The organism is Nonomuraea sp. NPDC026600 (assembly GCF_040638335.1).
In the GTDB taxonomy this organism is placed as follows: domain Bacteria; phylum Actinomycetota; class Actinomycetes; order Streptosporangiales; family Streptosporangiaceae; genus Nonomuraea.
Genome location: NZ_JBEZYD010000019.1, coordinates 151873 through 175030 on the forward strand (window position 1 = coordinate 151873; position 23158 = coordinate 175030).

24 protein-coding genes are annotated in these 23158 nt (G+C 68.8%); 7 read left to right on the forward strand and 17 right to left on the reverse strand.

What is annotated here, in order from left to right; all coding sequences use genetic code 11:
• Positions 1 to 67 precede the first annotated feature (67 nt).
• From AB0F17_RS36230 to AB0F17_RS36270, 9 genes are all read right to left on the reverse strand, one after another.
• Positions 68 to 556, reverse strand: a complete 489-nt coding sequence (locus AB0F17_RS36230; RefSeq protein ID WP_358032119.1) for a flavin reductase family protein — start codon at positions 554 to 556, stop codon at positions 68 to 70.
• A complete protein-coding gene (locus AB0F17_RS36235) occupies positions 553 to 1077 on the reverse strand; it encodes an NAD(P)H-dependent oxidoreductase (protein ID WP_358032122.1) in 525 nt (174 codons plus the stop codon). Before AB0F17_RS36235 ends, AB0F17_RS36230 begins: the two co-directional genes overlap by 4 nt.
• Positions 1074 to 2381: an LLM class flavin-dependent oxidoreductase gene (locus tag AB0F17_RS36240; protein WP_358032329.1), complete on the reverse strand. Its 1308-nt coding sequence runs from the start codon at positions 2379 to 2381 to the stop codon at positions 1074 to 1076. Before AB0F17_RS36240 ends, AB0F17_RS36235 begins: the two co-directional genes overlap by 4 nt.
• 2 nt (positions 2382 to 2383) lie before the next feature.
• Complete coding sequence (locus AB0F17_RS36245; protein WP_358032124.1) at positions 2384 to 3172, reverse strand: ABC transporter permease; 789 nt, start codon at positions 3170 to 3172, stop codon at positions 2384 to 2386.
• A 55-nt stretch (positions 3173 to 3227) separates the two neighbouring features.
• Positions 3228 to 4040: an ABC transporter ATP-binding protein gene (locus tag AB0F17_RS36250; RefSeq protein WP_358032127.1), complete on the reverse strand. Its 813-nt coding sequence runs from the start codon at positions 4038 to 4040 to the stop codon at positions 3228 to 3230.
• The gene (locus tag AB0F17_RS36255; RefSeq protein WP_358032130.1) at positions 4037 to 5041 is read right to left on the reverse strand and encodes an ABC transporter substrate-binding protein; all 1005 of its coding nucleotides are present in this window, start codon (positions 5039 to 5041) and stop codon (positions 4037 to 4039) included. The genes AB0F17_RS36250 and AB0F17_RS36255 overlap by 4 nt, the downstream gene beginning before the upstream one ends.
• Before the next feature lie 186 nt (positions 5042 to 5227).
• Positions 5228 to 6292, reverse strand: coding sequence for an MBL fold metallo-hydrolase (locus tag AB0F17_RS36260; RefSeq protein ID WP_358032132.1), 1065 nt, complete (start codon positions 6290 to 6292; stop codon positions 5228 to 5230).
• A 37-nt stretch (positions 6293 to 6329) separates the two neighbouring features.
• Positions 6330 to 7079 (reverse strand): hypothetical protein, encoded by a 750-nt coding sequence (locus AB0F17_RS36265; protein WP_358032134.1) that lies wholly within the window; start codon positions 7077 to 7079, stop codon positions 6330 to 6332.
• Positions 7066 to 7581: a SigE family RNA polymerase sigma factor gene (locus AB0F17_RS36270; RefSeq protein ID WP_358032137.1), complete on the reverse strand. Its 516-nt coding sequence runs from the start codon at positions 7579 to 7581 to the stop codon at positions 7066 to 7068. Before AB0F17_RS36270 ends, AB0F17_RS36265 begins: the two co-directional genes overlap by 14 nt.
• Before the next feature lie 142 nt (positions 7582 to 7723).
• Between AB0F17_RS36270 and AB0F17_RS36275 the strand changes: the two genes are divergently transcribed.
• On the forward strand, positions 7724 to 8656 hold the full coding sequence (locus tag AB0F17_RS36275; RefSeq protein ID WP_358032139.1) for a CU044_5270 family protein: 933 nt from the start codon (positions 7724 to 7726) through the stop codon (positions 8654 to 8656).
• Between the two features lie 26 nt (positions 8657 to 8682).
• Here the strand turns inward: AB0F17_RS36275 and AB0F17_RS36280 are convergent, their stop codons facing one another.
• Both AB0F17_RS36280 and AB0F17_RS36285 read right to left on the reverse strand, forming a co-directional pair.
• The gene (locus AB0F17_RS36280) at positions 8683 to 10110 is read right to left on the reverse strand and encodes an MFS transporter (protein ID WP_358032142.1); all 1428 of its coding nucleotides are present in this window, start codon (positions 10108 to 10110) and stop codon (positions 8683 to 8685) included.
• Positions 10107 to 10682, reverse strand: coding sequence for a helix-turn-helix domain-containing protein (locus AB0F17_RS36285; RefSeq protein WP_358032144.1), 576 nt, complete (start codon positions 10680 to 10682; stop codon positions 10107 to 10109). The genes AB0F17_RS36280 and AB0F17_RS36285 overlap by 4 nt, the downstream gene beginning before the upstream one ends.
• Before the next feature lie 75 nt (positions 10683 to 10757).
• Between AB0F17_RS36285 and AB0F17_RS36290 the strand changes: the two genes are divergently transcribed.
• The 5 genes from AB0F17_RS36290 to AB0F17_RS36310 all read left to right on the forward strand — a co-directional run bounded on the left by AB0F17_RS36290 (position 10758) and on the right by AB0F17_RS36310 (position 17273).
• Positions 10758 to 11402: a phenylalanine--tRNA ligase beta subunit-related protein gene (locus AB0F17_RS36290; protein WP_358032147.1), complete on the forward strand. Its 645-nt coding sequence runs from the start codon at positions 10758 to 10760 to the stop codon at positions 11400 to 11402.
• Positions 11403 to 11606: 204 nt separating this feature from the next.
• On the forward strand, positions 11607 to 15257 hold the full coding sequence (locus AB0F17_RS36295) for a multifunctional oxoglutarate decarboxylase/oxoglutarate dehydrogenase thiamine pyrophosphate-binding subunit/dihydrolipoyllysine-residue succinyltransferase subunit (RefSeq protein ID WP_358032149.1): 3651 nt from the start codon (positions 11607 to 11609) through the stop codon (positions 15255 to 15257).
• 200 nt (positions 15258 to 15457) lie between these two features.
• The gene (locus tag AB0F17_RS36300) at positions 15458 to 15634 is read left to right on the forward strand and encodes a DUF6104 family protein (protein WP_181308704.1); all 177 of its coding nucleotides are present in this window, start codon (positions 15458 to 15460) and stop codon (positions 15632 to 15634) included.
• A 71-nt stretch (positions 15635 to 15705) separates the two neighbouring features.
• Positions 15706 to 16536 (forward strand): DUF4097 family beta strand repeat-containing protein, encoded by an 831-nt coding sequence (locus AB0F17_RS36305; protein WP_358032152.1) that lies wholly within the window; start codon positions 15706 to 15708, stop codon positions 16534 to 16536.
• A complete protein-coding gene (locus AB0F17_RS36310) occupies positions 16533 to 17273 on the forward strand; it encodes a helix-turn-helix transcriptional regulator (protein ID WP_358032155.1) in 741 nt (246 codons plus the stop codon). Before AB0F17_RS36305 ends, AB0F17_RS36310 begins: the two co-directional genes overlap by 4 nt.
• A 17-nt stretch (positions 17274 to 17290) precedes the next feature.
• On the opposite strand, the gene AB0F17_RS36315 is transcribed toward AB0F17_RS36310, so the two are convergent.
• From AB0F17_RS36315 to AB0F17_RS36340, 6 genes are all read right to left on the reverse strand, one after another.
• The gene (locus AB0F17_RS36315; protein WP_358032157.1) at positions 17291 to 18148 is read right to left on the reverse strand and encodes an oxygenase MpaB family protein; all 858 of its coding nucleotides are present in this window, start codon (positions 18146 to 18148) and stop codon (positions 17291 to 17293) included.
• A gap of 76 nt (positions 18149 to 18224) precedes the next feature.
• On the reverse strand, positions 18225 to 19181 hold the full coding sequence (locus tag AB0F17_RS36320) for a zinc-binding dehydrogenase (RefSeq protein ID WP_358032160.1): 957 nt from the start codon (positions 19179 to 19181) through the stop codon (positions 18225 to 18227).
• Between the two features lie 9 nt (positions 19182 to 19190).
• A complete protein-coding gene (locus AB0F17_RS36325; protein WP_358032162.1) occupies positions 19191 to 20084 on the reverse strand; it encodes a hypothetical protein in 894 nt (297 codons plus the stop codon).
• A gap of 45 nt (positions 20085 to 20129) precedes the next feature.
• Positions 20130 to 20555, reverse strand: coding sequence for a type II toxin-antitoxin system VapC family toxin (locus AB0F17_RS36330; RefSeq protein ID WP_358032164.1), 426 nt, complete (start codon positions 20553 to 20555; stop codon positions 20130 to 20132).
• Positions 20542 to 20820 carry a DUF6364 family protein gene (locus tag AB0F17_RS36335; protein WP_358032167.1) on the reverse strand — a complete coding sequence of 93 codons (279 nt, stop codon included), beginning with the start codon at positions 20818 to 20820 and terminating at the stop codon, positions 20542 to 20544. Before AB0F17_RS36335 ends, AB0F17_RS36330 begins: the two co-directional genes overlap by 14 nt.
• An 83-nt stretch (positions 20821 to 20903) precedes the next feature.
• Positions 20904 to 22352: an acetyl-CoA synthetase gene (locus AB0F17_RS36340; protein ID WP_358032170.1), complete on the reverse strand. Its 1449-nt coding sequence runs from the start codon at positions 22350 to 22352 to the stop codon at positions 20904 to 20906.
• A 275-nt stretch (positions 22353 to 22627) separates the two neighbouring features.
• Between AB0F17_RS36340 and AB0F17_RS36345 the strand changes: the two genes are divergently transcribed.
• The gene (locus AB0F17_RS36345) at positions 22628 to 23038 is read left to right on the forward strand and encodes a hypothetical protein (protein ID WP_358032173.1); all 411 of its coding nucleotides are present in this window, start codon (positions 22628 to 22630) and stop codon (positions 23036 to 23038) included.
• Positions 23039 to 23158: the final 120 nt, after the last annotated feature.

A 23158-nucleotide genomic window follows, 5' to 3' on the forward strand; every position in this document is an offset into this window, starting at 1 on the left:
TGGCCACTGCCGGCCGTAAATAAAAGAAATGAATGTCGGCGTTAGACATTAATGTCGGTGTTGGAAATTAATTGTGCGGCAGGAATCTCCCATACTGGCCGCGGTGGTAGAGGAGCGGGCGGGCCGGGGTGGTGGTGGCGGCGGTGACGAGGCCGACCACCAGCGTGTGGTCGCCTATTTCCACGGTCGTGTGCGGAATGCAGATGAGGTGCGCCGAGACGTCCTCCAGCAACGGCGTCTCGTGCGGGCCGGGACGCCACCGCGTGGGTGCGGCGAAGCGGTCGATGCCTCGGCGGGCGAAGCGGGTGGCCAGGTCATGCTGGTGGCCGGCCAGGACGTTCACCGCGAAGTGGTCGGCCAGCCGGAGCCAGGGCCAGGTGGTGGACGACTGGTCGACATAGAAGGACACCAGCGGCGGGTCGAGGCTGACCGAGGAGAACGAGGTCGCCGTGAGGCCCACCGGGACGCCCTCCGGTCTGGCCGTCACGATCACCACTCCGGCGGCGTGCTGGGCCAGGGCCGTGCGGAACTGGTCGGTGTCCAGCGAAATGGTCATCTCAGGGCTCCTTCCCTGGCGGCTATCTGCGGCACGACCTGATCTGCCCACTGAGCCAAGGGCCCGTCATCCGCATCCAGCTCTGGGAGTTCTGACTCCAGCAGCGCCAGACCCGGGGTGGGGACGAAGGCGCCCAGTTCCACCAGGAGGGGGCGGAAGTGGACCTCCACCGCCAGCGCGTGCTTGGGGTGGCCCATGACGAGGATCGGCAGGGCCGCCGTGCCGGCCAGGGCGTTCGGGGACAGCCGGTCCAGGAAGGCCTTGAGCAGCCCCGTGTAGGTCGCCTTGTAGGTGGGGCTGGCCACGACGGCCACCGAGGCGCTGGTGAGGAGTTCGAGGGCGATCTTCAGGCTCGCGTCGGTCTCCGGCTGGAGCAGCGTCGGGGCGAGGGCCGACAGGTCGATGACCTCCCTCGCGCCCGGGTGGCCGAGCCGGGCGGCTATGGCGTCGGTGGCCGCGACCGCCGCCCCCAACGTGCGAGACCCGGGACGCGGGTTACCGACGACGGTGACGATGCTCACGAGGACGCTCCCGAAGCCACGATGTTCGAGGCGGCCGCCAATCCGTAGTGGTCGCGCAGGGTGCGGGCCTCGTAGTCCTTGCGGAACAGGCCGCGAATCTGCAGTTCGGGCACCACGTGGTCGACGAAGTCCGCGAGGCCGCCGGGCAGGTACGGGGGCATGATGTTGAAGCCGTCGGCCGCGCCGTTCTCGTACCACTCCTGGAGCTGGTCGGCGATCTGCTCGGGGGTGCCCGCGACGACCCGGTGGCCGCGGCCGCCGGCGAGCTTGTTGATGATCTCGCGGATCGACAGGTCGCCGCGGCCCGCCAGGTCCTTGATCAGCTTGATGCGGCTCTGCTGGCCGTCCGGGTTGGGGGGAATGTCGGGCAATGGACCGTCCAACGGGTAGGCGGTGAGGTCCACGCCGAGGATGTTCGAGAGCTGCTGCACCCCGTACGCCGGGACGATGAGATCCTCCAGCTCCTTCTCCAGCCGCAGCGCCTCACGCTCGGTCGAGCCGATGATGGGCGAGATGCCGGGCAGGATCTTGAGCTGGTACGGCAGCCGCCCGTGCGCGGGGAGCCTGCCCTTGAGGTCGGCGTAGAACTCCTGGGCGTCTTCGAGGGTCTGCTGCGCGGTGAACACCGCCTCCGCGAACCTCGCCGCGAACTCCTTGCCGTCCTCCGACGACCCGGCCTGGACGAGGAGAGGGCGGCCCTGCGGTGAGCGCTGGATGTTCAACGGGCCCTGCACCTTGAAGTGCGTGCCCACGTGGTCGATCGGCTTGATCCGGGAGACGTCGGCGTAGACGCCGGTTCGCCGGTCGCCGACGACCGCCCCCTCCGCCCAGCTCTCCCAGAGCCCGTTCACGACCTCCAGGAACTCCTCGGCCCGGTGGTAGCGCTCGCCGTGCGGCGGGCGTTCGATGCCGAAGTTGTGGGCCTCGGCCTCGCCGGCGGAGGTGACGATGTTCCAGCCCGCCCGGCCGCCACTGATGTGGTCCAGCGAGGCGAACTTGCGCGCCACGTGGAACGGCTCGTTGTACGTCGTGGACACGGTGGCGATCAGGCCGATGTGGTCGGTGACGGCGGCCAGGGCGGCGAGGAGGGTGAGGGGCTCCAGCCCGCCCAGCGCGTTGTGCCGGACATTTCCCCATAGGGCGAGGCCGTCGGCGAGGAACACCGAGTCCAGCTTGCCGCGTTCGGCGATCCGGGCCAGTTCCTGGTAGTGGCGGATGTCGGTGATGCGGCTCGGCTCGGTCAGCGGGTGCCGCCATGCGGCCTCGTGGTGTCCGACGCCCATCAGGAAGGCGTTCAGGTGCATGGTCACGTGGTCCTCCAGGTGGAGAAGCGGCGCTCCAGGCGTACGAGGAGCAGGTTGAACAGCAGGCCGAGCACCGAGATCGTGATGATCCCCGCATACATGTCGGGCACCCGGAAGTTGTACTGCGCGTAGTTGATGAGGTAGCCGAGCCCCGCCTTGGCGCCGACCATCTCGGCGGCGACCAGCACTAGGATCGAGTACGCCCCGGCCAGGCGGATGCCGGTGAAGATGGTGGGCACCGCCGCGGGCAGGATGACCTTCTGGAACAACCGGAACGGCCCGAGCCCCAGGGACCTCGCCGACTTGATCAGGAGCGGGTCGACCCCTTTGACGCCCGCGATGGTGTTGAGCAGGATCGGCCAGGCGCAGGCGTACAGGATGATCGAGATCTTGGACGTCTCCCCCAGCCCCAGGACCAGCACGAACACCGGCAGCAGGGCCAGGGCGGCGGTGTTGCGGAAGAGCTCCAGGACCGGGTTCAGGAACTCGGCCACCGGGCGATACCAGCCGATCAGCAGGCCCAGCGGGGTGGCGGTCAGGATGGCCAGCCCGAACCCCGTCAGCGACCTGACCAGGGAGGCCTGGATGTGCTCCACCAGCTCGCCCCCTCGGAGCAGGTCGTACCAGGCGGCCAGGACGTCGCTCAGCGGGGGCAGGAAGGTGGGGTCTACCACCTGGGCCCTGGGGAGGATCTCCCAGACCGCGGCCAGCACGATGATCGCGGCCGACGCGTTGAACACCCGGCGGGCGACGCCCCAGAGACTGCGGCGCCGACCCGTGACGGGACTCACGGGCTGAGGGACGGGTGGGAGAGTCGTGACGGCGGACGGGTGGAGGTGGTCGTCGTCAAGCGGGGAGGCCGAGAGGCCGGCCGTGCTGAGTGAGGGTCTGGCCAACGGAGGTCACCTCCTCGCGCAACAGCGTCCAGATCGCGTGCCGGTACTCGCCGAACACCGGATCCGCCCGCAGATCCCCTTCACGGGAGGCGAACGAGACCGGCACCACGGCCCGGATACGGCCGGGGCTGGGCGTCATGACGGCGACCCGCTGCCCCAGATAGACCGCCTCGTCGATGCCGTGGGTGATGAACACGATGGTCTTGCCGGTCTTGTTCCAGATGCGGAGCAGTTCTTCCTGCAGGGACTCGCGGGTCTGGGCGTCCAGGGCGGCGAAGGGCTCGTCCATGAGCAGGATGTCCGGGTCGTAGGCGAGGCTGCGGGCGATGGCGACCCGCTGCCTCATGCCGCCCGAGAGTTCGTGCGGGTAGCGCTCGTCGAAGCCGCGCAGCCCGACCAGGTCGAGGTAGCCGCGGGCGCGCTCACGGCGTTCGCGCCGCGGCACCCCCTTGGCCTCCAGCCCGAACTCCACGTTCGCCACCGCGGTACGCCATGGGAACAGCGCGTACTGCTGGAAGACGATGCCCCGGTCGAGTCCCGGCCCCGAGATGGGCACGCCGTTGATGCGGATCTCGCCGCGCGTGGGCAGGGTCAGGCCGGTGAGCAGGTCGAGGAGGGTGGACTTGCCGCAGCCGCTGGGGCCGACGAGTGTGAGGAACTCCCCTTCCGCCACGTCCAGCGAGATGTCGGACACGGCGGCGAAGGGCCGGTCGGAGCCGCGCACGGCGAACTCCTTGGTCACGGACACGAACTCGATCTTCATCGGGAGCCTCCCGAGGCGAACGGGTTGTAGGCGTTGGTGTAGACGTCCTGGGCCTTGATCTGGCCGGGCTTGATCTCGCCGGCGTCCTCCAGCCAGGTGATCCACCGCTGGAACTCCTGCGGCTCGATCACCCCGCCCTTACCGGCGACGCCGCTGCTCTTCCAGAAGCCGACGGCGGTGGCGTCCTCGTTCCTGCCGCGCTTGGCGATGATCTTCTTGAACTCGGCCACGACCTCCTCCCGGCTGTGCGTCTGGGTCCACTGGATGGCCTTGGCAGTGGCCTCGACGAACTTCTTGGTCGTGTTCGGGTTCTGCTTGATGAAGCGGTCGGTGAGCACGTACGTCCCGGCCGAGAAGTTGCCGAACAGGTCGACGTCCTTGAACAGGGCCTTGAGACCGCCGCGCTCCAGCGCCTTGTCACGCAGGATGCCGCCGAGCACGGCCACGTCGATCTGTTTCTGGCGCAGCGACTGCTCGGTGCTGACGGGCGGTACGACGACCAGTTCGACCTGCTTGACCTCGGCCGGAGTCAGGCCGCCGCGCTTGAGGTATTCCTTCAGCACGGCTTCGGCGTGGGCGCCCAGGGTGTTCATGCCGACCTTCTTGCCGATCAGGTCGCGGGCGGTGTGGATCGGGCTGTCCTGGAGGGTGAAGAAGCCCTGGTAGGCGTACTGGTCGCTGCCGTAGTAGCTGACCACGGCCTTGATCGGGGCCTTGGCGGCGACGAGCTTGACCACGGCGCCGTTGAAGGCGCCGCCGAAGTCGCTCTGTCCCGTGGCGGCCGTCTGGATGTCCTGTGGACCGCTGGTCGTGTTGCCGATCCACTTGAGCTTGACGGGTTTGAGATAGCCGAGCTCCTCGGCCAGCTCGGGGAAGGTGACGGTGCCGACGCTGCCCTGGTAACGCAGCTCCTGGGTTTCGGTGGAGCCCTGGGCGGTGCCGCACGCCGTGACGGCCGTGACAGCGAGGAGGAGAGGGATGAGGGAAAGAGGTCTAATCACGAGATGTCCTCAGATAAGGGGGAGGGGGACGAAGTCGTGATCAGTAACACTGTGCGCTGACGACGCGGCAGAAGTCGACATGCGCGCGCCGGGTCAGATCCGGGCTCATGCATACGACGCTACGCAGGCATGAGCTAGAAGTCAACATTTCCTACTGGGTTTACATGAAATAACTGAGACCGCAGGTCAGGCGCCCGCGAACCACAGGTCCGGCTCGCCCGGAACGTGCCGCGCCCGCCCCCGCGACTCCAGCCACACCAGGTGCGCCAGCGTCTCGTTGTTGGCCGCCCGCCGCATGAACGGCGGGATCGTCTCCCAGGGCCGCGCCCAGGTCAGGCCGGTCGCGATGTCCCAGCAGCAGACCCCGCCGGAGGCGGCCCCGATCGCCCGCTCGATCTCCCCCAGCCGCTCCTCGTGATGCGCGATCACGTAGTCGACCCGTTCGGCCAGTTCCAGGAACCGGTACTCGTGCGCGGGCAGCACCTCCTCCACGTCCAGCTTCCGTACGGCGGCCAGCGCGTCGAGGTAGTCGGCCAGCGGGTTGGGCGCGGACTGCGGGTGCACGGCCACCATCGGCGTGATCTTGGCCAGCACGTGATCGCCGGAGAACAGCAGCTTCCTGGACGGCGACACGAAGCAGAGATGGCCGGGCGAGTGCCCGGGAGTCCAGATCGCCCGCAGGTCCCAGCCGGGCAGGTCCAGCCGGTCCCCGTCCTCGACCAGCCGGTCGGGCTTGGCCATCGACACCATGTGCCTGATCATCATCGAGGCGCCGGCCAGCTCGTCCAGGGTCAGCTCGGGCACCCCCGACCGGACGAGCAGCGCCCGTTCGCGCTGGACCAGCGAGTCGATGGCGCTGTCGTCATACCGCTCGTGGACGAGGCTCGCGTCGGCGGGGTGCAGGGCGATCCACGCGCCCGACATCTCCCGGACCCGTCCCGCCAGGCCGTAGTGATCGGGATGGATGTGGGTGACCAGGACGCCCTTGACATCGGTGATCGCGTACCCGGCGACCCGCAATCCCGCGACGAGCGCCTCGTAGGCCTCGTCGGTGTTCCATCCGGCATCGACGATGGCGACCCCGTCCGGCAGTTCCAGAACGTAGACCAGCACGTAACGCAGGGGGTTCACCGGGATCGGCACCGGAACCGACCACAGTCCGGGCCGCACCCGCTCGACCTCGGGAATCGTTCCGCCGAGCCACGCCGCGCGCTGGGTCTCGCTGGATGGAGTCACCACGAACTTCGCCATGCACAGCATTGTGCCCGAACCATGTTCTAGCCTGACCTCAGTCAGCCGTGAGCCCTTCGGCGATCTTCAACAGCTCGCGGTTCGTCTTGGTGACGCCGAGCTCCTTGGCGTACACCGGGCTGAACATCACCTCGGCCCGCCGCCCTTCGCCCATGTTCAGGAAGAGAGTCGGGGTGCCCTTCCCACCGTCCTCGCCGACCCATTGCACGATCAGGTAGCCGGTCCGGTCGCCGACGGCCACCTCTTCGCCCTTCCCCTCGTCGTGGTATGCCTGTGTCCGTTCATCGGCCTCCCGGACGGCCTGGCCTTCGTACACGAAGATCTGGACGCAGTAGAAACCGTGCTCGTCGCCGTCGTAGTTCCATGAGGTCGTGTAGCTGTCACCGTGGTCCAGAGACCAGTGGCCCCACTGCAGCCCATCGGGCAGGTAGCCCACTTTGACGCTCCCGAAGGCCCTTCCGTCGCCCAGGTCCCCGAGATCGGGGGTCGGGGACGGGAGGGGTGGGGTGTCGTCGATGGCGGGGACGTCCGGCTGCGACGTCTCGGCGGTCACGACCGGCTCGCCGGGCCCGGGTACCGGTCCCTGCCCGGCCGAGGGGCCGAGGACCAGGTAGGCGGGCACCACGGCGGCGGCGACGGCCGCCGACGTGACCAGGGCGGCGAACCTGACCCGCTGCTTCTTCCTCCTCGTGGACCGGAGCACCCGGTCCACGAGATCGGGCGCGGCACGCAACTCCGCTGTCTCGTCCGCCATGATCTGGCGAAGGCGTCCCTCAAGCGTGGACATTCCTGATCACTCCTTCCAGTGTTCCGTCGCCGAGCGCCGTACGGAGCTTGGCCATCGCCTTCGACGCCTGACTTTTCACCGTGCCCACCGAGCAGCCGAGGATCTCGGCGGTCTGCGTCTCGCCGAGGTCCTCCCAGTACCGCAGGACGATCACCGCGCGCTGCCGGGGCGGCAGGGCGCGCAGGGCGTCCATGAGCACGCGGCGCAGGTCGACGTCGGTCTCCGACGCCGCCTGATCCGGAGGGGTGCGCATCGGGATGATGTGCAGGACCGCCCGGCGCCGGGCCCGGCTGATGGCGGTGTTGACGATGACGCGGCGGATGTAGGGCTCGGGGTTGGCGTACCGCACCCGGTCCCAGTTTCGGTATGTACGCTCCAGCGCCGTCTGCAGCAGGTCTTCCGCCTCAGTCTCATTGCCGCAGGCGAGGTAGGCGACCCGTAGCAGGCTCGTGCCGCGTGCGGCCACGAACGCGGCGAATTCCTGTTCCTCGGCGCCGCTCACGCCTGTCCGTCCGATTTCACGCCTCCTAATACGCCCGGGCCGCGCCGGGCGTTGCCTCGGGCCAGAGGGCTGTCCCCCAGGCAACCCCGCGGCTCGCTCGCGCGTATAGGGAGTCGTGAACTCGGACGCCTGGAGGAAACAGATGAAACTCGTGACCACCCCGATCCGGCCGATGCTCGCCATCGGGATCGGCCTGGCCGCGGTGAGCGCCATAGCTCTGCTGGGCCTGCCGAGCGCGCCCGGCCTCCTGGACGCGCCGAACCTGCGGCTCGCCGCCGCGGTGACGACTCCTGCGGAAGGCGCTTACTGGCATACCAGGACGCTGTGGAAGACCACCCATCCCCGGCAGCTCGGGAGCGGCTCGAACCGCTACTGGGTGGAGGAGCAGCGGCTCCGGGAGTTGTGGACCTCGCCCGAGGGAAAGGCCTGGTTCGGGTTCCGGACGCTGGCGACACGTCCGAAGAGCGCGGCCGACGAGAAGGCCTGGCGCCGCGACGGCTCGCCGACCAAGTGGAACCGCACGGCTGATGGCAGGACCGTGTCCCTGTCCGCCAAGGCGGACAAGGGCCGCGTCACCGCCGTGAAGGGTACGGGCACGTTCTTCCTGGACGGGCAGCAGCTGACCTTCGAGGAGGTCCAGAAGCTGCCCGCGGACCCGAACGGGCTGAAGGCCTGGCTCGCGAAGGCCGCGCGAGTCTTAAGGATTCCGGAGGATCGGGTCGACGGCAACGTGAGAGGGGCGCTGCCCACTCTGCTGCGCGACCTTCCCGCGCCGAAGGAAGTTCGGGCCGCGGCTTACCAGGCGTTGCTGACGATGCCCGGCGTCCGCTCCCTGGGGAAGGTCAAGGACAGCCTGGGCAGGACCGGCGTGCGGCTCTCCATCGACCAGGAGCAGGCCCGTAAGGAGGACATGGTCAGGACCGAGCTGATCGTCGACACGGACGAGATGGTGCTGCTGGCCCAAAACCAGACGACCAAGCTCAACGGCAAGCCCTTCCCGAACAAGACCTACACCGAGACCGTGTTCCAGGTCGGCTGGACCGACGCCGAACCGGCTGTGCCCGCTCTCCCGTAAAAGCATGTTCCTTTACGGCCTCTGTTTTACGGTCGGCATGGGCCGGCCCCATCCTCTGTGCGGGGCTGGTCCCCCTCCAGGGGCACGCTCCTCCGGTTCACCGGGCTGGGCGCCGTGACGTGCGCATTCTTGGCCGGAGCGCCCCCATTCGCGAGCCGGTGGGGTCGGGCCAACGGGGGCATGCGCACGAACAACAGCGCCGAGGCCAGCACCACCGCGGCGGCGAGCGACCAGGTGGCCGGGAGACCGGCGTGGACGGCGAGTGTGCCGAACATCACATTGGACAGTGCCGCCCCTGCCTGCAGCGACAAGGAGCTCGTCGAGGTCACCGTCGTGCGCTGAGCGGCCGTGACGGCATTGTGCGTCATCTCCAAGCACAGCAGCCCCGCCGTCGACAGCCCCGAGAACATGACGACATAGGCCAGCCCGGTGGCCGCGAAACCGGCCGGCCCGTCCCAACCGGCCGTGGCCGCCAGGGCGGCGATGGCCAGCGCGGTCAGGACGGTGCCCGCGACCGCGCCACGCACCGAACCGCCCGCCAACCCGGCCACCCGGGGCGCGATCGCACTGCCCACCGCGCTGCCCGCGAACCCGAGCGCCGCCACGATGGCATAGCCGGTGCTGCCCAGCTCCGCCGTACCGGCCAGCGCGGCCAGCCGGCCGGGGGTGAGCAGTTCGACGGCGACCAGCGCGACGCCCGACGCCGCGGCGGTCAGCATCAGGCGGCGCAGCACAGCGGCACGTGCCACCAGCCGCACCCCGCCCGCGACGGTCGCGGGCACGTCCCGGAGAACCCGCCCTAATGACCACCGAACCCGCGAGTGGTGCGCGTGCGATGGCTCGGGGAGTGCGAAGAGCACCGCGACCAGGAGCACGAGCCCGGCCGTCGCGCCCAGGAGCGGCGGCACGGCAAGAGGCGTCATCACCCCCGGCGGCACCGCGAGCGGCGCGAACCCGCCCACCAGCACGCCCAGGCACAGCGCCACCGACTCCATCGCGCCGCCGCGGGCCAACCCCGGCTTGAGGTCGGCGTCCGGGCCTTCGAGGTCGTGCAGCGTGTCGACGTACCAGGCGGTGGCGGGGCCGCTGGACAGGGCGCGGGCGATGCCCTTGAACACGCAGGTGGCCAGGAACATCCAGAACGTGGTCGACACCGCCATCAGCACGAGCGCGACGACGGTGAACGCGGCCGAGAGCGCCAGGACCGTCCGGCGGCCGATCACGTCGGCCAGGCCGCCGGTGGGCAGTTCGAGGCCGATGGTGACGCTCGAGAACACCATGACGGCCAGCCCGACCTGGGCCAGGCTGAGACCCCTGTCGGTCATCAGCAGCACCATGACGGCCATCATCAGGCCAGGTGGCAGCCAGGTCAGGAAGCTGACCAGCTGATAACGGCGCAGCGCGGACCGGGGCGTCATCGGCTTTCCCACTCCTGTCGCGGATCGGGGGGTCATCGGCTCTCCTGGCCTTCCTGCGGCCCGCGTGGAAAGGCCGCCGACCAGACGCTCATCAGCACTGCGTCGGGGTCGTCCGCGTAACGGTCATTGAGCTCTCGCACCAGCTCGTCGACGCGCTCGCTGAGCTCACGAACACCCGCCGGGGGCAGCCGCACGAAATGGTCACTCATCCCGGAGACCTCGACCAGCTCAGCGGGCCACTCGCCCGCCTCGAACACCTCGAACGCCCGCCCCAGCGCCTCCAGTTGGCGCAGGTGCATGATCCGGACGGCCTCCTGCCCCTCGGGCGTGGCCGCCATCTCCAGGTTGTCCCAGGAGGTGTAGCGGTGGCGGGCCCGCCAGCGGCGTTCCCGGCCGTCGCGGCGCTCCGGGTCCTCCTCGATGAAGCCGTACTTGGCCAGCTCGCGCAGGTGATAGCTGGTCGAGCCGGAGCTCTCCCCCACCTCACGCCCCAGCTCGCTGGCCGTCGCGGGCCCGTGGGCGCGCAGCAGGCCGAGCAGCCGCACCCGCAGGGGGTGCGCCACCACCTTGAGCACCTGAGGATCGCTGATCTTGAACCTTTCTTCCACACCTGGAGAGTAAACCGCAAAGACAATTTTGCAAAGTGAATTTTGCGATCTCTTCTGGCGAATAGGCTGGGACGCATGCTTGACGACATCTGGGTGGACGAGGCGGTCTTCGCCCTGCGTCCCGACTTCGCGGTGCTGCTCATGACGGCGCACGGGCTGCGCAACGGGCCGACCGACGACCGTTCCCGCACCTGGCTCGCGGAGGCCGCGGAGCAGCCCGTACAGGCCGAGAAGATCGACGCGTGGAAGGACGCCTACCGGGCGTTCGGCGCCAAACCGCAGAAGACCAGGTCCTCCGTCGACGCCCTGACCCGCAGGCTTCCGCTGCCGGAGATCAACCAGGCCGTGGACGCGTACAACTCGATCAGCGTGAAGCACGCGCTGCCCATCGGCGGCGAGGACCTCGACCGCTACGTGGGCCCGGCGCGGCTGGTCCGGGCCGGCGGCGGCGAGGAGTCGGACGAGGTGCTCGGGCCGCCGGAGCCCGGCGAGGTGATCTGGCGTGACGACCTCGGCGTCACCTGCCGCAGGTGGAACTGGCGTCAGGGAGCGCGCACCCGGCTCACCGAGGAGACCACCAACGCGATCTTCATCCTGGAGCGGCTGGAGCCGATGTCCCTGGAGGAGCTCAAGGAGGCGGGCGAGGAGCTGGCGGACCTGCTGACCGAGCTGTCCCCTGAGGTGCGGATCAGCACCAGAGTGGCGTCTGGAGGGAAATAAACCTGCTGCCCCGCCGTTGATACCAAACGGTAATAATTGCGGGACCACCTGGATTGACTAGGGGGTCGTGACCTCTTGGGACTCTCCTGAGAGGATCGGACGAGGCAGCATGGCCTCTCCTGCACGCGCCGCCGAGCAAGACGAGTAACCTTGGACAGGTTCTCTAACATCAACGCCGATCTGCGGAAGAGGGCGATTTCCGCCGTGTCGTCTGAGTCGTCGCGGACAAACCCGCTGGCAAGCTTTGGACAGAACGAGTGGCTTGTCGACGAGCTGTACCAGAAGTATCTCCAAGATCCAGAGTCTGTTGACAAGGCTTGGTGGAACTTCTTCGCTGACTACAACCCTGACTACGGACCGGGCAGGATGCCCGCCAAGGAGGCGGCGAACGGCACTGTGACCGCTTCCGCTCCGGCGGCGGCTCCAGCGAAGGCTGCGCCGACAGCTCCGGTCCCCGTTGCCAAGCCGAAGCAGCCCGCGGCCCCGGTGCCCGCGGGTGCCGAGGAGGTCAAACTGCGCGGTGCCGCCGCACGCACCGCCGCCAACATGGACGCCTCGCTCGTCATCCCGAGTGCGACCAGCGTCCGGGCCATCCCGGCCAAGCTGCTCATCGACAACCGCATCGTGATCAACAATCACCTCAAGCGGGGTCGCGGCGGCAAGGTCTCCTTCACGCACCTGATCGGCTATGCCGTCGTCAAGGCGCTGCGGGCCATGCCGGAGATGAACTTCTCCTACACCGAGGTCGACGGTAAGCCGACCCTGGTCAAGCCGCAGCACGTCGGTCTCGGCCTGGCCATCGACGTCCAGAAGAGCAACGGCGAGCGACAGCTCCTGGTGCCTTCCATCAAGGGCGCCGAGGACATGGACTTCCGGCAGTTCTGGATGGCCTATGAGGAGGTCGTCCGCAAGGCTCGCTCCGGCAAGCTCGGGGTCGACGACTTCGCGGGCACCACGATCTCGCTGACCAACCCCGGCACCATCGGCACCGTCCACTCGGTGCCGCGACTGATGCCCGGCCAGGGCACGATCATCGGCGTCGGCGCGATGGAATACCCGGCCGAATACCAGGGCGCCGCACCCGACACGCTCTCACGCCTGGCCGTCTCCAAGGTCATGACGCTGACCAGCACCTATGACCACCGGATCATCCAGGGCGCCCAGTCGGGCGACTTCCTGCGCACGATCCACCGGCAGCTGCTCGGCGAGGACGGCTTCTACGACGAGATCTTCGAGGCGCTGCGGATCCCCTACGAGCCGGTCCGCTGGGTCCAGGACATCTCGGCCTCGCACGACGACGACGTGGCCAAGTCCGCGCGGGTGATCGAGCTGATCCACGCCTACCGGGTACGCGGCCACCTCATGGCCGAGACCGACCCGCTGGAGTACAAACAGCGTAAGCACCCCGACCTCGACATCCAGTCACACGGCCTGACGCTGTGGGACCTGGAGCGCGAGTTCGCCACCGGCGGCTTCGGCGGCCGGCCGCTGATGAAGCTCCGCGAGATCCTGGGCGTGCTACGCGACTCTTACTGCCGCACGGTCGGCATCGAGTACATGCACATCCAGAACCCCGAGGAGCGCTCCTGGATCCAGGCGCGCGTCGAGAAGCCGCACGCCTCCCCGGCACGTGACGAGCAGCTCAACATCCTGAGCAGGCTCAACACGGCCGAGGCCTTCGAGACGTTCCTGCAGACGAAGTTCGTCGGGCAGAAGCGCTTCTCGCTGGAGGGCGGCGAGTCCCTGATCCCGCTGCTCGACTCGGTGATCAGCGACGCGGCCGACGAGGACCTCGACGAGGTCGTCATGGGCATGGCCCACCGCGGCCGGCTCAACGTGCTCGCCAACATCGTCGGCAAGTCCTACGGGCAGATCTTCGGCGAGTTCGAGGGCAACATCGACCCGCGCACCGCGCACGGCTCGGGTGACGTGAAGTACCACCTGGGCGCGTCGGGCACGTTCACCGCTCCCAGCGGCAAGACGATCGCCGCCTCCGTGGTGGCCAACCCGTCCCACCTGGAAGCGGTCGACCCGGTGCTCGAAGGCGTCGTCCGCGCCAAGCAGGACCTGCTGGAGCGCGGTGAGGAGGGCTTCACGGTCCTGCCGATCCTCATCCACGGCGACGCGGCCTTCGCCGGCCAGGGCGTCGTGGCCGAGACGCTCAACCTGTCGCAGCTGCGCGGCTACCGCACCGGTGGCACCGTGCACGTCGTGGTCAACAACCAGGTCGGCTTCACGACATCTCCTGCTTCGTCCCGGTCGAGCGTCTACGCGACCGACGTGGCCCGGATGATCCAGGCGCCGATCTTCCACGTCAACGGCGACGACCCCGAGGCCGTGGTCCGCGTGGGCGAGCTGGCCTACGAATACCGCCAGACGTTCCGCAAGGACGTCGTCATCGACCTCATCTGCTACCGCCGCCGCGGCCACAACGAGGGCGACAACCCCGCCTTCACCCAGCCGCTGATGTACGACCTGATCGACGCCAAGCGCTCCACTCGCAAGCTTTACACCGAGGCGCTGATCGGCCGGGGCGACATCACGGTGGAGGAGGCCGAGCAGGCGCTGCGCGACTACCAGGCCAAGCTGGAGCAGGCGTTCACCGAGACCCGTGAGGCGGCGAAGAAGCCGCTGGAGGCGGGTGCGATGCGGGTGCCGCCCGCTGAGGTGATCAAGTGGTCGCACGACGAAACGCCGACCGCGATCAGCGACGAGACGCTCAAGCGGATCGTCGACACCCAGCTCAACCTGCCTGAGGGCTTCACGCCGCACCCGCGCCTGGCGCCGGTGCTGCAGCGTCGCGGTCAGGCGGTCGAGCAGGACGCGATCGACTGGAGCATGGGTGAGACGCTGGCCTTCGGCTCGCTGCTCATCGATGGCCACCCGGTCCGCGTGGTCGGCCAGGACACCCGGCGGGGCACGTTCACCCAGCGCCACGCGGTGCTGGTCGACCGGGTGACCGGCGAGGACCACACCCCGCTCAAGGTCTTCAACCAGGGCACCACGAAGTTCTACATCTACGACTCGCTGCTCAGCGAGTTCGCGGCGTTGGGCTTCGAGTACGGCTACAGCGTCGTGCGCCCCGATGCCCTGGTGGCCTGGGAGGCCCAGTTCGGCGACTTCGTCAACGGCGCCCAGACGATCATCGACGAGTTCATCTCGTCCGGTGAGCAGAAGTGGGGCCAGAAGTCGGGTGTCGTACTGCTGCTGCCGCACGGCATGGAGGGTCAGGGCCCTGATCACTCCTCGGGCCGCATCGAACGGTTCCTGCAGGTCTGCGCGCTCGATAACATGACGGTCGCGCAGCCCTCCACCCCGGCCAACTACTTCCACCTGCTGAGGTGGCAGGTCGAGTCGGGCAGGTGCAAGCCGATGGTCGTCTTCACCCCGAAGTCGCTGCTGCGGCACAAGCGGGCCACCTCGAAGGCGTCCGACTTCACCACGGGCACCTTCCAGCCGGTCCTCGGCGACACCGTGGTGGACCCGGGCCAGGTCACCAAGATCGTGCTCTCTTCGGGCAAGATCTACTACGACCTGCTCGACCGGCGCGAGAAGTCGGGCCGTAACGACGTCGCACTGGTCCGTCTGGAGCGGCTCTACCCGTTCCCGGTGGAGGAGCTCGCCGCCGAGCTCTCCCGCTACGGCTCGCAGGCCGAGCTGGTGTGGGCACAGGACGAGCCGGTCAACATGGGGCCGTGGCCATACCTCACGCTCAAGCTGGCCGAGGACCCCGGCCTGCTGAGCGGCCGCTCCCTGCGCCGCGTCTCGCGGACCCCCAACAGCTCACCCGCGACCGGCTCACACGCCAGCCACGACAATGAGCTCGAGGAGATCTTGAGCGAGCTGTTCGGCTAGATCAGGCATCACCCAGTGAGCCCCCGCCTTTGGTGGGGGCTCACTGCTGAATGGGCACCTTCGCCGGCCACGCGGCCGGCCACCCTGCGCGATCTCGAGCAGCGCGGACTCCTGACTAAAGTCAGACGTGGGCGTGCCGACGCCTGGATCGCAGCCGACGACCTGACCTCGCGGCTGCGTCATCAATGAAGGGGAGCACGATGTACTTCACCGACCGGGGGATCGAGGAGCTGGTCGAACGGCGTGGCGAGGAAGAGGTCAGCCTGCTGTGGCTGGGTGAGCGGCTGCGTGAGTTCGTCGATCTGAACCCCGAGTTCGAGACCCCGATCGAGCGCCTGGCCACCTGGCTGGCCCGGCTCGACGACGAGGACGACTGACGCGAAATACTCATCGCCACCAGACGCGATACATCTTGAGTTTTCGATAGACGCGACATATCGTGTCTTATGTGGATGTGTCGTCAGGAGGGGCGGGGATCATGCAGCAGTGGACGATCGAGGGGCCGGAGCAGCTGACGTTCGGTTCGGTGACCGCGCTCGACGTGCGGATCGTCGCCGGGCGGGTGGCCGTGCTGGCCAGCGACGGGCCACCGACGCTGGAGGTGGCCGAGATCGACTCCGCGCCGCTGATCGTGACCTACGACGAGGAGAGCGGGGAGTTGAGCGTCGCCTACAAGGACCTCACCTGGGACGGGTTACTCGGCTGGCTGCGGCGTGACCGGCGCCAGAGCATCCTGACGCTCGCCGTGCCCAAGAGGTGCACGATCAACGCGGGAGTCGTCTCCGCCTCGGCGGTCGTGGCCGGGTTCGAGAAGACGACCCAGGTCAGGAGCGTCTCCGGGGACATCGTGCTCGACGGTGTGAGCGGCAACGTCAGCGCCACCACCGTCTCCGGCGATGTCGAGTGCCGGACGATGGACGGCGACCTGACGTTCACCAGCGTCTCGGGCGAGCTCACCGTCGCCGACGGGACGCCGCGCCGGCTCAGGGCCAACACCGTGTCCGGACGGATCACCGCCGACTTGGAGCTGCGTCCGACCGGATATGTGACCTTCCACAGCATGTCCGGTGACATCCTGGTCAGGCTGCCCGAGAACGTGGAAGCGGACGTCAGCATGAGGTCCACTTCCGGCAGGCTGGTCAGCACATTCGAAAACCTGTCAGACGCGAGCGGTCCGGGCACCAAGTCGATGTCCGGGCGGCTGGGTGGCGGCATGGCCTCGGTGTCGGCGACGACGGTCTCCGGCGAGGTCACGCTGCTCAAAGGGGAGAAGCGATGAGCCCTGTCTTCGGTCACGGCCGGCTCCGGCTGTATCTGCTGAAGCTGCTGGAGGAGAGCCCGCGGCACGGGTACGAGGTCATCCGCCTGCTGCAGGACCGCTTCCTCGGCGTCTACTCGCCCTCCCCCGGCACGATCTACCCGCGCCTGGCCCGCCTGGAGGAGGAGGGGCTGGTGACGCACGAGGTGGTCGAGGGCAAGAAGGTGTTCTCGATCACCGACAGGGGCCGCGACGAGCTCAACGCCCGCCTCGACGAGCTCGACGACCTGGAGCAGGAGATCTCCGCCTCGGTGCGCGACATCGCGCGCGAGGTGAAGGAGGACGTCCGCGACACGGTCAAGTCGCTGCGCGACGAGCTCACCCGGATGGCCAAGGACGTCCGCACCGGCGCCGTCGACGACCCCAAGCGCCTGCGCGACCAGCAGAAGGCCAACATCCAGCGGCTCAAGGAGCAGCAGAAGCGCCAGTGGATGGAGCACGCCACACACTGGCAGGACCACGGCGAACGGCTCGGCGGCGAGTGGCGCAGGATCTGGTCCGAGGTCTGGAGCACGCTGGGCGGCGCACCGCCCAGCCGCGCCGAGCTGGACGCCGAGCTGGGCGAGCGCCTGGCCGACTTCGTCGCCCAGGTACGCCGCGAGGCGTCGGCCACCCTGCTCACCCGCAAGGCCATCGACGAGGTACGCGCCACGCTCGACGAGGCCGCCCGGCAGATCCGCGACTCCCTGAAGCCATGATCAGGCGGGGCCGGCCGCTACGCCGAGCGAAGAGCCCGCTCCAGGCCCCGCAGCCTCCGGGCGGCCTTCCGCGCGTGAAAGGGCATCGGCATATACCTCAACCGCTCCGGCAGGCGCGGGATGAGCATCGCCACCGCCCGCCCGAGGTGCCGCAGCCGCCGCTCGTCCCGCGCCGACCAGGGTAGATCCAGCTTCTCCCGTACGGCGGGCGGCAGCGTCCCCACGGTCACGAAGTAGTTGATCTCCCCCGATCCGGCACCCACCGGCGCCCAGAGCCGCCGCAGCGGCCGGGGCAGCCCGGGCGGCATCGGGGTCCCCCGCATGACGGCGAGCACGTCGAGCGCCGTCGGATGCGGTTCCAGCCGTTCGGCCACCATCTCGTCGAAGTAGGACCAGAACTCCTCGACGGTCGGCGGCATCTCCCGCTCCGGCACCCGCAGGATCGCGCCAAGCTGCCGCGTCTCCGCGTAGAGCCGGCGTTCGCCGTCTTCGGTGTAGGGGGTGCCGAAGTAGCGGTTGAGGGTGACGAAGCGCTCGAACAGCGACAGGTGCACCCAGGCCCAGGCCGCACCGTTCAGCGCGTGGTAGCACCTGCCCTGCTCGTCCACCCCGCTGATCGGCTTGTGCAGCTCCCGCAGCCGCTCACCCTCGGCAAGGCCGCCCGCTCCGCCGTACACCCATGTGTGGATCGAGGCGAGCGTGCGGTTGAGCCGACCCCACGGATCCTCCTTGTACGTGGAGTACTGGGCGACGGCCGCGCCCACCGCGGGGTGCATGGTCTGGAGGACCAGCGCGCTACCCGCCACGAGCAGGTTGCGGTATTCACCAGCGGTTTCCCAGTGCAACGAGCCTGGGCCGAACGGCTCGACGTCCACGACGGCGCCTCCCGGGGTGATACAACCTCACCTTCTTTGTATCATCCCGGATGCGCAGAAGTAACCCTTCACTTATTCAGCGGGTAAAGACAATTTTTCCGAAAATGTCACCCTCGGCCAGGGCGGCGAAGCCGTCACGGGCGTCCGACAGCGGCAGCGTCCTGTCGATGACCGGCCGCAGCCCGGTCTGCTCCAGGAACACGGCCAGCCGCTGAAGCTGGTCCCGCGTGCCCATCGTGGAGCCGATCACCGAGAGCTGCAGGAAGAACACCCGGTTCAGGTCAGCGGGCGGGACCGCGCCGCTGGTGGCACCGCAGACCACGATCCGCCCGCCGGGCTTGAGCGACTTGAGCGAATGGTCCCAGGTGGCCTGGCCGACGGTCTCCATGACGGCGTCGACCCGCTCGGGCAGCCGCGCGCCAGGCTCGAAGACCTGGTCGGCGCCGAGCTTCACGGCCTGCTCCCGCTTGGCGGCCGAGCGGCTGGTCGCCCAGACCCGGTAGCCGCCCGCCCGGCCGAGCGCGATCAGCGCGGTGGCCACCCCGCCACCCGCCCCCTGCACGAGCACGGTGGAGCCGGGCTCGAGCCCGGCCTTGTCGAACAGCATGCGGTAAGCGGTCAGCCAGGCCGTGGGCAGGCAGGCGGCCTCCTCGAAGGTGAGCGCGGCCGGTTTGGGCACCAGGTTGCGGCGCGGCACGGCGACCCGCTCGGCGAACGTCCCGTCGTGAACCTCCGACAGCAGCGAACGCTTCGGGTCGAGCGTCTCGTCGGCCCCGGAGCCGATCACCGCGTGCACGATGACCTCGTTGCCGTCGGCGTCCACCCCGGCCGCGTCGCAGCCGAGCACGATCGGCAGCCGGTCCTGCCTGATGCCCACGCCTTTGAGCGTCCACAGGTCATGGTGGTTGAGTGCGGTCGCCCGTACCGTGACGGTCGTCCAGCCGTCCGGAACCTGCGGCTCCGGATGCTCGCCGAGCGTCAGCCCGGCGAGAGGGTTGTCGGGATCGGTCTGTGTAGCGGTTACGGCGAACATGGCCGCACCTTACTTCAGCGTGATCCGGATCCCGTCGATGGCATGCTCGACGAACGAGCGCGAGCCCGAGGCGGCGATCTGCACGTCGCCCCGGCACACGACCCGGGCGGGCCGGCCGCGGCCGTTGACCGCCGACGGCGTCCTGCCGTCCTTCTGGCAGTCGGGGGTGGGGATGAGCGCGAGCATGTCGCCGACGCCACCGCCGAACCAGAGCTGCGGCCCGACCGGGTCGCCCTGGGCGGTCTCACCGGGCTCCGCCAGGCGGATCGCGTCGCCGCCGCCACTCAGGACGAGGTAGCCGTCCTTGCCGACCTTCCCGCGCAGGCCCTTGGCCGCCGCCAGCCGCTCCTCGAAACTCAGCCCCTCGGGCCGGTCGTAGAGCGCCAGCCGCCACTTGCCGAACGCGAACATCAGCACCTGCCCGTACGAGCCGCCGCCCGGCTGGCGCGGCCAGAGGGTGACGTTCGGGGTGAAGTTCCTGATGGGCTGGCCGCCCCTGGAGATCTCCATCTCGCCGCCGTAGGGGGCGTAGAGCCCGCGATAGTGCCCGGCCACCCAGGCGCCCACGAACGGGCGCGCGCCCAGCTCGTTGAGCCGCAGCTCGGCCGGGTAGCGGACGTCCGCGTGCCGCCCGTCGGGGAACACCACCGGGATGACCTCGTCGCCGCCCTTGACCTTGGCCGGCGCGCGTACGACGTTGGGCGCGCCCTCGACCCTGGTCAACGACCGGATGGGCACGGGCGCCGGCGCGGCGGTCGGCGGCGGCACCTGCCCCTGCCCGGGGTCGCGACTCGCGAGCAGGCTGACGATGGGAACCACCAGCAACGCCAGCACCACCCCGATCCCGACCCACCGGCGCCGGCCACGCTCGCCTGCCTCGATGACGTCGAACTGATCGGCCACGGTGATCCCCTGCCGAGTAGTGCGGCTGGCGTTTCCGTCCTCAGTTCAGTTGAGCGGATGCCGCCAGCGCAAGCCTTGGAACTTGGCGAAATCGGTGTCGCAGGTCACGAATTCACAACCGTGCTCGATGGCCAGTGCGGCGAGATAGGCGTCGGGCAGGAGTTTGCCCGTGGCGCCCGATGCGCGGCAGAGCTTGGTGAGGATCTCCCAGTGTCTCGATCCGGCGTTGACCAGGACGGCGTGCGGCTGGTTGCGGACGCTCTCCGCGAACCGGCAGGCCGTCTCGAACGGGGTGCTCTGCGGAATGCGGTGGTTGGTCACGACCCGCAGGAAACCGTTGATCACGAAGTCGCTGACCGCGTAGGCCTCGTCGCCGTTGACGACCTCCTCGACGAGGGCCAGGCATTCCTGATGGTGCTCGGCATCGCGGCGCTGCGCGTTGACCAGGATGTTGACATCAAGCATCCGCATCGCGGCCCCCGCACTTCGCCAGCTGGTGCTCCAGGAAGTCCACTTCCATCAGCTCCTTGAGCTCTGCCCAGGGGATCTTGGGCCCGTCGGAATCGCCGGACACCGGTAGCTCCACGCGGGGCCGTTCGGCCGCCTCCGTGGAGCGGTTGAGCAGTTGTCGCAAGGCATCCTCCATCACCGAGGTGAGACTGCGTCCGTTTCGTGCCGCGTACGCCTTGGCCTCGTTGAGGAGTGCGTCGTCGATCCGCACCGTGGTCCTCCGCATGACATCAGCGTCCGCCCCTGACATAAAAATGTCAACAGCAGATAGTAATCATGTGCTCACGATTCTTGCACAGTTTTTTAATCTCACCACCGCGCCACATTGACCTTCCCGTCGGACACCAGCCGCACCCGCCGGCCGACCAGTTCCCTGGACATCGCGTCCGCCAGGAGTTCCTCCTCCAGCACGTGAGCATGGGCCCGGCCCCCGCCGGGCAGGTCGGCGACGAGGATGCCCTTCTCCGCGACCCCGTCGCGCCCATGCGCCACCGTGTAGCCGGCCACCGTGGCGGGGCCGTCGTACAGGGCGACGATCTCCACCGGGTAGGCGGTGAAGACGGGAGTGGCATCGCCCAGCGTGCCGCCCGGGTCCGTGGACCAGATCGCGTACGTGTGCTTGGTCAGGTGCATGCCGACGCCCGTCACCAGCCCGTGGCCCTGCTGGGCGCGCAGCAGCCCCGCCATGGTGGCCGTCGAGTGCAGGACGTAGTCGCTGGAGGGACCGCCCGCGTACGGCAGGCCGCCGGTGACCGTCAGGCCGCGCCGGTCGAGCGGGTCCAGCTTGATCGCGTCGCACGCCTGCCGCAGCGCGATGGCGAAGCAGCTGTAGAGGTCGAGCGCGTGGATGTCGTCCAGGCCCAGCCCGGCCCGCGCGAACGCGGCCTCGGCGGTGCGCGCGATGGCCTGCGAGGCGCCGAGCGCGGGCCGGGCCGCCACCTCCCACGTGTCCTCGCCGTATGCCCATCCGCGCAGGTAGACCCGCTGGTCATCCGGTACGCCGAGCCGGTCGGCGAGTCCGGCGGAGACCAGGACGACGGCCGCGGCCTGGTCGACCTCCCCCACGGCCACGGTGTCGCGCGTGTACGGCCAGCCGATGAAGCGGTGGCCGGCGACCAGTTCCTCCGGGGTGCGGGCGGTACGCCGCCAGGCGTGGGGGTTCGCGGCGGCGACCTCGGTCATCGGCGCCATCATCCGCCCCCGGTCCACCATTTCCTCATTTATCGACATACCGAGGGACGCGCGGCGGGCCGTCTCCATGATCGCGTAGGTGTGGACCGGCAGGAACAGCTCGTGGGCCAGCTCCGCCGGGTGCGGCGGGCGTTCCCAGCCGTAGGGCGGCTTGGGATCGGCCGGATGGCTCCACGGCACGTGCTCGCCCGCCCGCCGGTAGGCCCGGCGCGTGGCCAGCGCCTCGGCGCCGGCGATCAGGGCCGAGTCGAGCTCCCCCGCCGCGATCCGGCCCGCGGCCTCGCCGATGAGAAGCTGCGGGGACGTACCGCTGACCCTGGAGTACGCCCGGTGCCGGGGCGCGGCGCCCAGGCGGTCGGCGAGCCGGCCGACCGGGGAGTCGTACTGCCAGGAGTCGGTGTAGACGAGCTGGATCGAGTCGAGCCGCTCGACCGCCAGCCGCGCCTCGCGAGCCGCCTCGCGCGCGACGTGCTCCCACAGGTCGAGCGGTTCCGGGCCCGGCTGCTCGCGAACGGTGCGCTGGGCCGTGCCTATGAGACAGGGGGTGCGTGGATCCATGTCACCCATCTAACCAGAATAACATTCGGTTGGTAAGCAGTGCCTTTTGACAATCACCGTTACCAGTGATGCCAGAGGCAATTAACATGCACTTCTACCTGCGGAAATGCTTTCTCTGAATACATGCGATCTGGATATTCCCATAACGGAACAGAACCGTCCAAGACTTTTTCATGTCGTTTCCTGACTGCCGGGTTGCGCCATTCATTAACGTTCCGAACGTTTTCCTGGCCCACCGGGGCGCCGTACCCCGCTCTGGGCCGCCGAGAACCGAGAGGAGCTTCATGTATTCCCGGGCAAGGCGCATCGCGATCCCGCCCGCCGGGCTGCCGGCCATCGGCCTGGCCGCGGGGATGGTCGGCAGCACCGCCGCCGGCGCGACCCCACCCTCCGACGTCGTGTCCAAGAACGCGGCCACTCCCGCGGAGCAGGCGGTCCAGTTCTGGACGCCCGACCGCATCAAGCTGGCGGCCGACTACGACACGGACCTCGACGCCAAAGGACGCTTTCCACGACAACTGGATCTTCATCCCGTCGTACTGGGAGGTGACGACGTCGGCGGCCAGGGCTTCACCTGGAACCGCACGAAGGCGAACGTGTTCTCCTTCGGCTACCTGGCCGGCGAGCACCCCGACGGCGACAAGCACCGGTTACCCGATCGGCGTCAACAGCGTCGCGTGGGACACGGACGGTAACGACCGCTACGACCACGTCTCGTCGCCGTACTTCACCACCGACACCTACAAGGTGCACAAGGCGGCCGCGAACCGGTGGACCGGCAACATGCCGTAACAACGCGGTAGCACCCACCCCGG

What these genes read in the sequence shown, in the direction of transcription:
- AB0F17_RS36230 (WP_358032119.1), bottom strand. Translation starts at nt 556, where the DNA reads ATGACCATTTCGCTGGACACCGACCAGTTCCGCACGGCCCTGGCCCAG.
- AB0F17_RS36240 (WP_358032329.1), bottom strand. Translation starts at nt 2,381, where the DNA reads ATGCACCTGAACGCCTTCCTGATGGGCGTCGGACACCACGAGGCCGCA.
- AB0F17_RS36250 (WP_358032127.1), bottom strand. Translation starts at nt 4,040, where the DNA reads ATGAAGATCGAGTTCGTGTCCGTGACCAAGGAGTTCGCCGTGCGCGGC.
- AB0F17_RS36260 (WP_358032132.1), bottom strand. Translation starts at nt 6,292, where the DNA reads ATGGCGAAGTTCGTGGTGACTCCATCCAGCGAGACCCAGCGCGCGGCG.
- AB0F17_RS36265 (WP_358032134.1), bottom strand. Translation starts at nt 7,079, where the DNA reads ATGTCCACGCTTGAGGGACGCCTTCGCCAGATCATGGCGGACGAGACA.
- AB0F17_RS36275 (WP_358032139.1), top strand. Translation starts at nt 7,724, where the DNA reads ATGAAACTCGTGACCACCCCGATCCGGCCGATGCTCGCCATCGGGATC.
- AB0F17_RS36280 (WP_358032142.1), bottom strand. Translation starts at nt 10,110, where the DNA reads ATGACCCCCCGATCCGCGACAGGAGTGGGAAAGCCGATGACGCCCCGG.
- AB0F17_RS36290 (WP_358032147.1), top strand. Translation starts at nt 10,758, where the DNA reads ATGCTTGACGACATCTGGGTGGACGAGGCGGTCTTCGCCCTGCGTCCC.
- AB0F17_RS36300 (WP_181308704.1), top strand. Translation starts at nt 15,458, where the DNA reads ATGTACTTCACCGACCGGGGGATCGAGGAGCTGGTCGAACGGCGTGGC.
- AB0F17_RS36310 (WP_358032155.1), top strand. Translation starts at nt 16,533, where the DNA reads ATGAGCCCTGTCTTCGGTCACGGCCGGCTCCGGCTGTATCTGCTGAAG.
- AB0F17_RS36320 (WP_358032160.1), bottom strand. Translation starts at nt 19,181, where the DNA reads ATGTTCGCCGTAACCGCTACACAGACCGATCCCGACAACCCTCTCGCC.
- AB0F17_RS36330 (WP_358032164.1), bottom strand. Translation starts at nt 20,555, where the DNA reads ATGCGGATGCTTGATGTCAACATCCTGGTCAACGCGCAGCGCCGCGAT.
- AB0F17_RS36335 (WP_358032167.1), bottom strand. Translation starts at nt 20,820, where the DNA reads ATGCGGAGGACCACGGTGCGGATCGACGACGCACTCCTCAACGAGGCC.
- AB0F17_RS36340 (WP_358032170.1), bottom strand. Translation starts at nt 22,352, where the DNA reads ATGGGTGACATGGATCCACGCACCCCCTGTCTCATAGGCACGGCCCAG.
- AB0F17_RS36345 (WP_358032173.1), top strand. Translation starts at nt 22,628, where the DNA reads ATGTATTCCCGGGCAAGGCGCATCGCGATCCCGCCCGCCGGGCTGCCG.